General features: G+C 35.5%; 12 protein-coding genes. 7 read left to right on the top strand and 5 right to left on the bottom strand.

Annotated elements, in window-relative coordinates; translation table 11 throughout:
• Window positions 1-337 precede the first annotated feature (337 nt).
• Window positions 338-2,422, bottom strand: a complete 2,085-nt coding sequence (locus QXQ25_02035) for a sodium-translocating pyrophosphatase (protein ID MEM0160486.1) — start codon at window positions 2,420-2,422, stop codon at window positions 338-340.
• A 280-nt stretch (window positions 2,423-2,702) separates the two neighbouring features.
• Window positions 2,703-3,167 (bottom strand): helix-turn-helix domain-containing protein, encoded by a 465-nt coding sequence (locus tag QXQ25_02030; protein ID MEM0160485.1) that lies wholly within the window; start codon window positions 3,165-3,167, stop codon window positions 2,703-2,705.
• A gap of 382 nt (window positions 3,168-3,549) precedes the next feature.
• Between QXQ25_02030 and QXQ25_02025 the strand changes: the two genes are divergently transcribed.
• Both QXQ25_02025 and QXQ25_02020 read left to right on the top strand, forming a co-directional pair.
• Entirely contained in the window at window positions 3,550-4,500 is a 951-nt protein-coding gene (locus QXQ25_02025) for a radical SAM protein (protein ID MEM0160484.1), read from the top strand.
• An 89-nt stretch (window positions 4,501-4,589) separates the two neighbouring features.
• Complete coding sequence (locus tag QXQ25_02020) at window positions 4,590-5,012, top strand: OsmC family protein (GenBank protein MEM0160483.1); 423 nt, start codon at window positions 4,590-4,592, stop codon at window positions 5,010-5,012.
• A gap of 111 nt (window positions 5,013-5,123) precedes the next feature.
• Here the strand turns inward: QXQ25_02020 and QXQ25_02015 are convergent, their stop codons facing one another.
• Both QXQ25_02015 and menC read right to left on the bottom strand, forming a co-directional pair.
• Window positions 5,124-5,276, bottom strand: coding sequence for a hypothetical protein (locus QXQ25_02015; protein MEM0160482.1), 153 nt, complete (start codon window positions 5,274-5,276; stop codon window positions 5,124-5,126).
• Between the two features lie 502 nt (window positions 5,277-5,778).
• Window positions 5,779-6,873, bottom strand: coding sequence for an o-succinylbenzoate synthase (gene menC, locus QXQ25_02010; protein ID MEM0160481.1), 1,095 nt, complete (start codon window positions 6,871-6,873; stop codon window positions 5,779-5,781).
• 157 nt (window positions 6,874-7,030) lie between these two features.
• Between menC and QXQ25_02005 the strand changes: the two genes are divergently transcribed.
• The 3 genes from QXQ25_02005 (at window position 7,031) to QXQ25_01995 (ending at window position 9,757) form a co-directional block, all read left to right on the top strand.
• Window positions 7,031-8,365, top strand: coding sequence for an MmgE/PrpD family protein (locus tag QXQ25_02005; GenBank protein MEM0160480.1), 1,335 nt, complete (start codon window positions 7,031-7,033; stop codon window positions 8,363-8,365).
• Window positions 8,346-9,239, top strand: coding sequence for a methylisocitrate lyase (gene prpB / locus QXQ25_02000; protein ID MEM0160479.1), 894 nt, complete (start codon window positions 8,346-8,348; stop codon window positions 9,237-9,239). Before QXQ25_02005 ends, prpB begins: the two co-directional genes overlap by 20 nt.
• Window positions 9,240-9,322: 83 nt before the next feature.
• Window positions 9,323-9,757: a universal stress protein gene (locus QXQ25_01995; protein MEM0160478.1), complete on the top strand. Its 435-nt coding sequence runs from the start codon at window positions 9,323-9,325 to the stop codon at window positions 9,755-9,757.
• A 116-nt stretch (window positions 9,758-9,873) separates the two neighbouring features.
• On the opposite strand, the gene QXQ25_01990 is transcribed toward QXQ25_01995, so the two are convergent.
• Entirely contained in the window at window positions 9,874-10,047 is a 174-nt protein-coding gene (locus QXQ25_01990; GenBank protein MEM0160477.1) for a hypothetical protein, read from the bottom strand.
• Window positions 10,048-10,206: 159 nt separating this feature from the next.
• Here QXQ25_01990 and QXQ25_01985 point away from each other — a divergent pair, with 159 nt between their 5' ends.
• Together QXQ25_01985 and QXQ25_01980 are read left to right on the top strand one after the other, a co-directional pair.
• Entirely contained in the window at window positions 10,207-12,843 is a 2,637-nt protein-coding gene (locus QXQ25_01985) for an ABC transporter substrate-binding protein (protein ID MEM0160476.1), read from the top strand.
• 134 nt (window positions 12,844-12,977) lie between these two features.
• On the top strand, window positions 12,978-13,398 hold a 421-nt coding region (locus QXQ25_01980; protein ID MEM0160475.1), incomplete at its 3' end, for a hypothetical protein.

The raw sequence follows: 13,398 nt of genomic DNA, 5'->3' as shown, positions 1-13,398 counted from the left end.
AGCTACTCCTCAGCTAAAGCATCGAAGCTTCCTGCTTCAAAGACCGATCTCTGTCAGTACGGATATATTTCATACTAGCAGGATGTTGCAATTTCAATATGCGCACTTTGCTGATTAGTTATGTCTGTTATTATCTTTATATCCTTCATATTAGATCTTTTTCTATTGACGGAAGTCTGTGTATCGCCTCTCTGAAGATCGGAGAATTGCTGCTTTTCTCAAACTTAACAATATTTAAATCAAGACAAATTTTAAGGGTGATAAAGAATTTAGATCACTAGCAAAACAAGTAAATTATTAAATTTTAAAATAAAAAAAATAAAAAAGTAGTGAAAGTTTATATGTGAAGCAGATAGTGTGCAACCATTATGACTATAAATAGAATGGATATCGTATTCACAACTTTGATGAGCGGGTTTATAGCCGGGCCTGCAGTATCTTTTGTTGCATCACCGACAGTATCTCCAACAACGGCAGCCTTGTGTGCATCAGAGCCTTTTCCACCATAGTTTCCTTTCTCTATGTATTTCTTTGCGTTATCCCATGCGCCACCGCCTACTGTCATCATTATTGCGAGCGGGAAACCGGATAATATAACACCTAACAGCATACCGCCTAGTGCTAACGGACCAAGTATGAATCCTACAAAAATTGGAGATAACACTGCAATAATTGCTGGAACAATTAGCTGGTGCAACGCTTCTTTTGTAACTATATCTACTGCCTTGCCGTAATCAGGTTTTTCTGTTCCTTCAAGTATTCCTTTTTTCTCTTTAAACTGTCTCCTTACCTCTACTACGATGGCAGAAGCTGCTTCTCCTACAGCGTTCATTAGAAATGATGTAAAGAGGAATGGTAAAATTGCACCTATTAATAACCCTGAAACTACAAGTGGATTGTCGATCTCAAATGATGTAATACCATAGTTTGCAACTATTGTTTTGAATGCAGCAAATAATATCAACGCTCCTAGCGCAGCACTGCCTATCGCATATCCTTTTGTTACTGCTTTGGTAGTATTACCAACTGCATCTAAAGGATCTGTAACCTCGTTTCTGGTCTTTTCATCAAATCCTGCCATTTCAGCAATACCGCCTGCATTGTCGGTGATAGGACCGTAAGAATCAATCGATATTATCATGCCCGTGCCGGATAAAAGACTTGCTGTTGCAACCGCAATACCATATAAGCCCATTGCGCTTGAGTTGCCGAACGACATGTATGTGATGGAATATGAAATTATTATACCTGCTACTATTACTATAGCCGGAATAAATGTAGCCTGAAGCCCATTGCCCAGTCCTGTAATAATATTTGTTCCTGCTCCTGTAGTAGATGCTTTTGCTATTTTTGCAACCGGTTTAAATCGTTCAGAAGTGTAGTATTCAGATACATATACCATGATAAGCATTATGATTATACCTATCAATGTATCCACGAATATGGCTATATTACTGTTCATCAAGGTATAATCTATAAAGTAAAATCCTATGGCTGAAATGATTACTGTTACTATCAATCCTTTGTACAAAGCAATCATTATTCTCTGATTCTCTCCTTTTTTAATAAAGAACGTTCCGATGATAGTAGCCAGTATCGCTACGCCTCCAACTGCCAGTGGAAATAGCACACCGTTGCTCTTCATATTTATGCCACCATATGTCCCACTTATTAGAAATGCGAGCAACATTGAAGATACTGCTGTTACCACATAAGTCTCGAACAGGTCCGCGCCCATGCCTGCGCAGTCTCCTACATTATCTCCTACATTATCTGCAATAACTGCTGGATTTCTAGGATCATCTTCAGGTATTCCCACCTCAACCTTGCCTATAAGATCTGCTCCCACATCAGCACCTTTAGTGAAAATTCCACCACCAACTCTTGCAAAGAGGCTGATTAAGGACGCACCAAATATATACCCTACCATCAGAAGAGGACTGCCGTACCATATATAAAAAACTATCAATCCCAGCAAAGACAAAGAAACGACGCTGAGACCTGTGACGCTTCCACCTCTGAATGCAATTTTTAGGGCTGGGTTTAAACCCTGTTTTGCTCTTATAGCAGTTCTTACATTAGTTCTAACAGATATGTTCATTCCTATTAAACCTGCAACCGCAGAGCCTGTTGCTCCTACCACAAATCCCAATGCTACTTTCCATGCTTCATTAGTACCAGCCTGGAAGTAATATGCTATAAAAATAAGTATAGCCAGTATTGCAGCAAATATGAAAACGGTAGTATACTGCCTCTTCATATATGCTTCCGATCCCTCTTTTATAGCATTAGAGATCTCCTGTGCTTTCTTGTCCTCAACTGGGATTCTCAATAATAGAATACTCTGGACAGCTGCGTAAAGAAGTCCAATCAAAGATGCCACTAGTATGAAAATTTCCCACAACTGTATTTCGGTGACCATTGTAAATCACAAAAAGAGTAATAATTACAAACCATAAAAATCTTTCCGTTTATATAAAGTGTCAATTTTTTATCAAATTAATCTATAACATTCATAATATAGTTTTTATTTAGCGAATTAGCAAAATATTTTTTTAAATTGTGTAATAACAGATATAAATGCTAGAAAATACTGAAACAAGATAGTTTTAGTTTTTTTAAACAATAACTATTATGATGATAATAGATTATTTAAAATTTTATTTATAAAATATGTTCATCTTTTGAATAATTTCAATAAGCTATGGAATTATATTATACTTCTTTATAAGTTCGCGCTTGAGCCTTTCAGCATTCGGTCTCAAGATGTTCAAATATTCCTCTATCATTTTCATATAATTCAATATTTTTTGAATGTGTTCTGACTCTCGTTCATTAACTGGCAGAGTTTCTATATATGAAAGCATCGGAATGAGATAATTTTCATAAATATTCTGTCTTCTCTTTTCGAATAGATCGATAATATTTAGGTTGGCACGATATGACACAGTGTGATCTTCCTTGATTTTCTCTACAAGCCCGTTCTCTTTAAGAGTATTTAAAAGAGAATATAGTCTCGGAATGCTATACCTCGTATGTTTTTTAAGTTGCTGGATAGTCAAGGGAGTTTCAGAAACTGCCAACGCTGCATATAATATAGACCCCGCTTCACATAATCCCAGTGTATTCAGGATTTTTATAAAGTATTTATCTAATTCTTTAGCCATATTTTCATACCAGTATATTGTTCGTGTTTAAAAAATTTTTCGAACAGTGTATCAATTTTTTAAAGATAAACCCATGATCTTATACCAAACTCTTTTAATAATAATTATGTAAAATATTCGTTGATTATTATTCAAATTTCATTAAATCAATAACGTATATATGGACTGAAAACTACTTAATTTACTAAGTTTTCAAAGTATATTTACTGGCCATATTGATAACTACACAAAAATTATTAATTGCTCTACTCTTCCTGTTTTGACAACGATTTAGATGAAAACGATATTTATAAAAAAAGAACTTTTAATCAGTTATCAATGAAGTGTTGAGAAAATTCTCAAATACAAAAATTTTAATAGCTAATATATATTCAACGAGCTAATGAGCTATCCCAAACAGATTAGAGCTTTAAAATGGTTTTCTGGCAGGCTATCTGGCAGAGACTTTGAGAGACCAATATACGGATCGTACAAAGTATTGCACAACTGTAATTTGCAGTGCAGTTTTTGTAATGTTTGGAACAATCCTGTAAAACCGTTGACTACAGAACAGGCATATAAAGTAATAGACAGACTTGCAGATTCTACAGTTACAGTTTTATCGCTAGAAGGTGGAGAACCACTATTAAGAAAAGACATACTAGATCTAATAAAATATGCCAGTGATAGATCTTTTTATTTATTTGTGACAACAAATGGTCTGTTGTTAGACAAAGCGCCTCTTAACGAGTTCGCAAAGTATCTGGATTTCTTGCATATTTCAATAGACGAAGGACATGGAAATCTATATTTATTAGATAAATTGAAAAGCTATACCGATCAAGGCCTTAAAGTAACTGTTCAAACTGTCGTAACTAAAAATGATGTAAATAAACTCAGGGAAAAAGTGGAAAAAGTAGTTGCCGCTAATGCAAGAATTCTGATCATGCCTGCAGTTACATTTGAAAATATGGAATATGTTACACCTGACGCAAAGGAGATTCATGATGTGCTGTTGGATCTTAAAAAAGAGTACAAGGGTCATATAGTGACCAGCATGGCATTTATTAATGCTATTGTTTCTGATTATACATGTCATTCATATGGCTTGATGATCGAAGCTAATGGAGATATAGTATACCCATGCAGTGTTATAGGTAAAAAAATAGGAAATATCGTAGAGACAGATCTTGAAGAGATACTTAGCAGCAAAGAAGCAGAAACTGCGAGAAATGTCATGAACCATTGCAACAGGCATTGTTTATTATATCTGCATGCCGAGACATCAAATTTTCTCACTTTACAAAATCTTGCATCTTTTATAAAAGATACTGTAGAAGGATATTACGTATAACTTAGTTTGGTAATATGCATAGAATTTCAAGTTTCGCACAGTATATTTTTGCATAATTTTTTTATACTCTGTATCACTGCTGGAATATTATGTATAATTACAATGCAGAAGTTGAATGGATAGAAGGCCGAAGGACAATGATCAATATAAAAGATTTTCACCTGGAAGTAGACTCTCCGCCTGAATTCAACGGTCCTGCTGATAAATTGACCCCTGAAGAGCTTATGCCCGGTATTCTAGCATCTTGTTTACTGACCACTTTTTTAGAATTTAAGGATCGGATGAACATTCATTTATACAAATGGAGCAGTAAAGTAGATGCAGTGTTGGGGCCTTCACCTGAAAAAGGTTTTAGGTTTGAATCGATACATGTACATATACTTTTAAAGGTGAATGCCGAGGACAAAGAGAAAATTCCAAGAGCAATAGAACTCGCACAAAAATATTGTTTTATTTCCAGAGCCGTAAGAAATAATATTGAAGAAAAAGTAGATTTTGAATTTGTAGATTAAAACGGTGAATAAAAGAGAGTTTAAAATACAGAGTGTATTTTTTAAAATAAAAAAATCCTACATTTAACTACCATAATGATCAGTAGCTGAATAGACTTAATGTTTCAGATTCTATTTTTCCTTTTCTAATTTTTTCTTCAAGTCCTCTAGCTCTTCCCTGATCTTCTTATCCAGCGGATTCTTTTTAGCTTTTTCTTCTAGTTCAGATATCTTGTTCTCTAAATTTTTTCTCTTTCTGTTTAAATCTTTTTTACTGAGTCCCATATTTATATCCTTAGAGGTAAATACTCAAATTACTATATTTAATTTTTCATTAGAACTTTGGCGATAATATCCAGTTGTATAAATAATGTTTTTTACTCAAATTTTTATGTATAATACATATTTTGTGTTAGTTATTTATCTTATACTAAAAACAATTAAAAAGATCTGCCCTGTCCTTGCTCAGATTAAAAAATGATCAAAACGTCAATTTCCACCATAGCATTAGAAATGGGTTTAGTTTCTAAATCTCTAATACTCAGTTTTATAAAAAGCGCGGCATATCAATTTTTAGGTAATATCCTATTCTTGAACTTAATTTTTCTACCTTCTTGGTTTTTCACTATGTTATGATTTCTGCCTCTTAACATCCACCTTTGAAAGTTATCATCTCGTTGATGCTTAAAATTTGTGGGTGCAGCCCAATATCCTCTATGCAAATGTCTCTGGAATTGCTTTTCTCATTATGTTTTATACTCTATTTTATACATTGCACTTCTGCTATTTATTTTTCTAACAGCTTTTCAGAGAATATAGTTACATTGCTAAGTTGCTCATTATCTATCTTTATGCCTATACCATGTTCGTTATAGGGATATATTCTGCCATTTTCCATCTTAAATGGATTAACAACGATATCTCTAGAAAAATATCTGCTGTTGGGAGAAGTATCACCAGGATAATCTATTAGGTCAGTCGATGCTAATGCAATATTAAATGCACGTCCAATCCCTGTTTCCAACATGCCACCAACCCAGGCATGACCATCATGCTCTCTAGCTGTTTTTGCTATAAGAAGCGAATTATAAAGTCCTCCAACACGTCCAGGTTTAATGTTTATTATATCCGTTGCACCTATTTCAAATGCCTTGACTGCGTTTTCATAACTGGTGATAGACTCGTCAAGGCAAATTGGTGTGCTAATATTCTTTTTGAGTATAGCGTGATCTATGATATCATCATGAGAAAGAGGTTGCTCAAGATAGACCAGATTAAACCGATCCAGGCTCTTTAGGAGATCTAAATCAGAGAGTGTATAATCTGCGTTTGCATCGGCACTGAGCGGTATCTCTGGATAAGTATCCCTTATCGCATTTAAAATGCTAAGCTCTTTGCCATGTGCTATTTTTACTTTGATTCTTTTATATCCTGCCTTTAACGCATTTTCTACGTTGTCCAACATCAGTGCGGGATCATCCATGCCGATAGATATACCTACGTCTGCGTAATTTTTAGATTTGTAGAGCATTTGGTACAATGGAACTTTTTCTTTTTTAGCTTTATAGTCCCAGAGCAACATCTCTATTGCTGCCTTGGCCATATTATGCCCCTTTACCTTACTGGCTCGTTTTATAAATGTTTCAGGCTCTGGAAGGTCAGAGATGAGTTTTAAAAGGTGATCTTTTATTATATGCATAGCCGTAAAATTATCTTCATAGCTATAATACGGATTTTCATCGGTCACACACTCAGAGTATGCTTTTATGTTGGAATCTGTTAATTCGAAGATAAGTGCTACTTTGTACACTGTTGTGTCGAAGCTCGTGGTGAATGAACTTAACAGTGGCATTTGGATTTTATATAATTTAATAGTTGCCATATTCAAAAACTCCTGTTATTAATAAAAAAAGTAGAGACATACTATTATATATTATTTTCTAACAGATTTATGAAGCAAATTAGCTTTAATAGATAAAAGAGGCAAGGATAAAAGAGTAACATAAGGTAAATATACGAGTTTAATAATAATGTTTATTATGGATAAAATAGTTAAAAAAATATATGAATATTCTAAAGAATTAATGGATAATAAGCTTGATGAAAAAAGCATTGAAGAAATAAAAAAAAGAATTGCAGACTCTATAATAGTATCTTTTGGATCCAAAGATTCACAGCCTTTAAAGATAGAAAAAGAATCTTTATTGCCCTCGAAAGGGTCCTTAAATTCTAGAATTTATTTTACAGATACCTATGCATCAGCTGAAACTGCTGCTTTTATTAATGGATCTATGACTAGATACTTAGATTATAATGACACATATTTATCTAAAGAAGCACTGCATCCTTCAGATAACATACCACCAATATTTGCAATTTCTGAATCTTTAGATATAGACGGTTTGCAGACTATTCTTGCTATTGGAGTGGCATATCAGGTTATTGGAGCTCTAGCGGATGCTGTTTCAATCAGAGATCGTGGCTGGGATCATGTGACATATATATCTATTTCCTCCGCTGCCGGCATTGCTTCTTTAATGAAACTTGATTCAAATAAATTTGAAAATACCATAAATTTGAGTATTAACAATAATATTAGCATGAGGCAAACAAGAGCGGGAGAACTTAGCATGTGGAAAGGTTGCACGGCCGCAAACGCAAGCAGAAACAGCGTATTTGCCGCCTTGATAGCAAAAAATGGATTTACCGGGCCTTCTCCGATATTTGAGGGGGAGATGGGTTTCTTTAAACAGGTTTCAGGAGAGTTTGATTTAAGTTTAAGAGATAATAGAATACTAAGGACCATGATCAAAAATTACCCTGTAGAGTACCATGCTATGAGCGCTGCTGAAGCAGCTGTAAATTTAAAAGATAAACTTGTTGAAAACATAAAAAGCATAGAGGTTGAAACCTTTAGAGTTGCACATAATATAATTGTCAAAGATCCAGAAAAGTTAAGACCTAAGACTAAAGAGACCGCGGATCATAGTATGCCTTACATAATTGGATATGCATTGAATTATGGTTCTCCAAACTTAGACACTTATTCAGATAAATTTCTAAAAGATAAAAAGATATTAAACTTAATTGACAAAATGCATTTTGTGATAACAGATAAATTTGATAAAATGTATCCAGAGTACCTGCCAGTAAAAATAAAGATCACCACTGATTCTGATGAATATGTAGAAGAAATTCATGCACCAAAAGGGCATTATAAGAATCCATATAGCTGGGATGATCTTAGAATAAAAGGTAATCTGGTAATGGGAGAAGATAATTCTAAAATGCTTGTAGACTTTGTAAAACAGTTTGATAAAAAGAGTGTTAAAGAGCTTATGGATGTGATTGAAAATGTCAATATTAAGAGATAATGTTAATTTAGGGCCAGATATCTTCAGTGAATATCTAAAAAGTGAGTTTATTGTAGCTCCAGGAGTTTACGACGGAATTTCTGCAATAATAGCAGAAAAAGCTGGATTTAAGGTACTTTACTTGTCAGGATCAGGAGTAGCTGCAAGAATGGGGTTACCAGATCTAGGTATTACAACTTTGACAGAAGTGGTAGAAGAGGCACAAAAAATTATAAACGTAACTAAAGCGCCTTTAATAGTAGATGTTGACACAGGTTTTGGAGAAGTTTTAAATGTAGTAAGAACTGTGAGGTTACTTGAAAGCGCTGGTGTTTCTGCAATTCATTTAGAAGATCAGAGCATTCCTAAAAAATGTGGTCATTTATCTGGAAAGAGATTGATCTCCGAAGATGAGATGGTACTTAAAATCAAGGCCTCTGTAAAAGCTAGAAAAAACACAAATTTTAAGATTATAGCCAGGACTGATGCCAGGGCTGTGGAAGGTTTAGAAAAGGCCATTGAACGTGCAAAAAGCTATGTCTCTGCAGGGGCAGATATAATATTTCCAGAAGCGCTAGAATCGAAAGAAGAGTTTGAATTATTTGCCAAAGAACTAGATATCCCATTATTAGCAAATATGACAGAGTATGGCAAAAGCCCATTATTGAGTGCTAAAGAATTAAAAGATATGGGTTTTAAAATTGTGATATTTCCACTCACTGCTTTTCGCGCATCACTAACAAAAATCAAAGATATTTATGCTAAGCTTTACAGAGAAGGCACTCAGCGTAATTTTATGTCTGATATTATGCATAGAAAAGAATTCTATGAGATTATTGATTATGATTCTTATGAAACAGAAGATTCAATTCTATATAAATCTAGCAAAGAATAAAATTGCATAATTTTGCAATATTAATAAATTATAATGAAAAATTGTTCAGTAATTTTTAAATAATTTCTTTGCATGACTGATAGATGATGATAAAGATAGTTTTAGGATTTGATGAATCAAGAGGTGCAGTGTCAGCGGCAGAATATATAAAACGATTGAATATAAGTTCAGTATTAGCAGTAATAGTATTTCCAAACAATTTAAAACTTCCATTAACTTTAAATACTTTCAGTGGGCCTAAAGTATTTGAAAGCATTCCAGATCTTCTTTCAGAGTTCAAAAACATACTAGAAAATATTTATTCAGATAAAAACATAAAGGTGGAAGTTAAAAATATTTACACAACTGCATCTAATCCAGGCGTTGATCTTATTAAGATTGCAAATGAAGAGCATGCCGATTTAATTGTCAGCGGATCTCGTGGACTTGGTAAAATTGGAGCACTATTTTTAGGAAGCGTCAGCAATTACTTAATTCAAAATAGTAACATACCGGTGCTTGTCGTAACATCAAAGTGAAATATCACTCCGCGAGCTTACGCTTTGTGTTTCACCTTGCAAGCCTCGCTTCAATAGCAATATACCCGCCTTAACATCTCTATCTAAGATCAGACTATGGTTTGATAGCTTAATGCTTACTCATTTTCTTTGCTGTATATAGATAAAATAGTTACGATCACTTTTCTGTTTATGATTATTGACGTGTTCATGCCTGGAAGCTTTATGTTTAAATTGTCAAACACTGCAGTGCTTTTAGTACCTTCTATAGCTTCGATAACGCTCTCAATTATAGATTGTTCTTCTGTCATATCATGATCGATACAAGCACTAAGATTTAAGTTTTGTATCCTCAGCACATTTTTTTATGCAACTCCAATTTGTAAGCAAAGTTTAATAATAGTTTTAGCTATATTCTATCTGGTTTCAAACTTTCTGAATTATTTTGTAATTAAAAAGAGATGAGTATTATGAACAACAAGACGTTATACGGAATAATCGCAATTATCGTAGTGATAATTCTGATTGTATCTATAATAGCAATTGTCCAGCCCCAAAAATCATCAGCGCCCACCCTGTCTATCACTAGTAGCACAACCTTTACAACGGTTGGACAATCCATATCTTTTATAGCATTTACCTCCTCTGGTGTCTCTACAAACAGCGTTTTGATCAATTTTGGAGATGGATCCACAGCCACTGCTAACTATTCTTCGAGCGCGAGCGGATACATTTCATCACACACATATACTGTTCCTGGAAAATATCTCGTCACTGCGTATGCCACCATTAACGGCGTTAAAGTAAATAATCTGGCAAGCATACTTGCCATCACGGTCACTTCAAACACTGTATCTCCAGCACTGGCCAGCGAGATCACAGAGCCCGTAATAATATGTAGTTCTCAGATCTTTACAAACACGACTGTAGTAAACATGTCCGCATCGTCGCTCCAGCCTCCTACAGCAACAAACTGGACTATCGGTTATTATATCTGGAACTTTGGAAACGGAGCTACAAGAACAGATTATGCAGTTTTGAACAATACTTCAGGTTCGTTCATGCCTGACAACATATCTTATACATATCCTGCTGCAGGTACCTATGCCATCACGTTAAGCGTGATCACGTTCAATGCTACTAACTATGCCAGCTCAAATTACACTTTAAACGGTAATAGTTATCTCTATTATCCAATTTCAGATCTTTCTACAGTACTGTCAAGCGGACTATATCAAAATAACAGTTATGAATACACGATTTTAATAGTGCCAGCTGGAACTGTGGCAAAGCTTTCTAAAAGCGTAGCTGCAAATACCAACGCTAACGAGATAATAAATGCAGAGCTAGTTCCAGGCGGCCCATATTCATTTGATCCGGATATTGACTACGAGATGGTGGGCGGGGAAGTGATCTTGAACGTTTATGAGACTTTGCTGGCATATAATGGCTCATCGGTCAACGTATCAAACATCTTTCCTATGGTAGCTTCCAAGATACCCACAGTAGCAAACGGCGGTATATCTTCAAACTATCTAAACTATACATTCTATATACGAAGTGGTCTGAAATTCTCGAATGGCGACCCTCTGACTGCATGGGATGTCTATGTGAGCTATGTAAGAGCACTGTTGTTTGTTCAAGGCTCTCCCGGAACTCCAGGATGGGTCATTGCTTCCGATCTTTTGCCAGGCGGAGGCTTTGCAAATAACGCAACATCGTATCAGAACATCACTCACGCAATCACGTACAGCAATCAGAGTCAGAGCATTACATTCCATCTTATGCAGCCAAATCCCGCATTTTTAGAGTATCTTTCAGACCTGTACTATTCTGCCATTTTGGACTGGAACTGGCTGGTAGCACATGGTGCGGGTATTGCATTTAATGCTGCAGGCTTTGCAAATTACACTCAGTATGGAAATGAGGTAGATTACAATACCTATATTCAATATAATGCCATGGGTTCAGGACCATACAAAATATTAGATTATGTGATGGGGCAGTCTATAACTCTAGTGCCAAATTCTTACTACACGCCCATTCCAGGCATTCCCGGGTATAACCATAAAGCCAACGACACGATACAGATAGAATGGATCAAAGATCCGGAAACCGAGCTGTTGATGTTGAAAGGCGGACTGGCAGACATATATTACGGACTGCCAAATTACTATTATTCAACCATTGCCAGAGAAGAGGCAATGGGAAATATAAAAATATACTCATTTCCAACAATGAGCCTGTATTGTTTTACAATCAATCCGGACATTGACGAATCTCTGCTTTCTACGCTTGGCTCCAACTTTCACATACCCCAATATTATTTTGCTAATCTGGACGTAAGACGTGCATTTGCAGACTCGTTTAATTACCAGGTCTATCTGAACAACCTGGTCGGTAATAAAGAATATGGTGCAAACTTCTCTTCTGGATATGTAGGGTTTATCCCTAAGGGCATGCCTGGCTATCAAACACCGCAACAGATGGCTGCTGCAGGAGTGGTTCTGCCAACCTATAATCTCACGCTTGCAAAACATTATCTGGAGGAATCTGGGGAATACAATATAAGCATCAACATACCTGCTATAGTATATGCTGGAGATCCAGTAGATTTTTCAGCAGCAGCAATGTGGGGCCAAGCACTGAAATCTATAGACCCAAACATAGTAATGACACCGATGTACATGACCTTCTCGGAGATCATGGGTTATGACGTTCCGTTTGAAGATCCCACGCCTATCGCTATGTCTGGATTTGTTCCCGATTATCCGTTTCCATCAGACTATATACAACCATGGCAGATAAACGGCACTAACGTCTCCATGATCGGATTGGACTACTCTATTTTGAACTATAACCAGACTTCGCAAGTGTTACAGATGGAACAGGATGTTGCTAGTGCACAGAGCTGCCAAAACATAACAGAATCTTTAAAATACTATGATGCTGCAGAAGACGTAGTTGTAAACCTTACCGCGTTCGTATACACTCAGCAAGTTAACTGGTTCTGGTACTATTCCCCCTCTTTGAAAGGTGTACAGTATGAAGAAGGGCCCATACTTGGCGGTGCTGGCGCTACACTATATATATACCTTTCTAAATAAATTTTTTTATTTACTTTTTTTTCGCTTTAATCGGATTTTAGAACCGGTACCAGAATCTCTTCTTAAAGCATAGAGATATAAAATATGGGAAATGAGACAGAAAAAATATAAATAGTGTGCAACGATGCAAGAACATGACGAATGAAAAAGAGCACAGATCCAAAAAAGCATTTGATAAAGGATTAGAGTTGTTTAATAAAGAAAATTATGAGAAAGCGATTGAGAAGTTTGATGAGGTTATATCTCTGGATTACATGGACGTTACAAGTCATATATTTAGAGCTAGGACATTGTTGATACTGGAGGAATATGAAAAGTTAGAAAAAGAGCTGAAAGAGATAGAATCGATTAGTCCTAACGATCTGAATCTTTTAATTTTGAAAAGTCGATATTATAACAAAATTGAAGAGTATGATAGAGCATTGAAAGAATCTGAAAATGCAGAGAGAATATATCCAAGAGACGCACTTGTCAGGTTCGAGAAATCTATAGTGCTGGAGAACATGAACAGGCTTGAAGAGGCATTAAATGAGATAAATCTAGCCATTAATTTTG

Source organism: Thermoplasmata archaeon, assembly GCA_038729465.1.
Classification (GTDB): domain Archaea; phylum Thermoplasmatota; class Thermoplasmata; order Thermoplasmatales; family ARK-15; genus JAVRLB01.
This window is presented reverse-complemented; position numbering and strand designations above follow the sequence as displayed.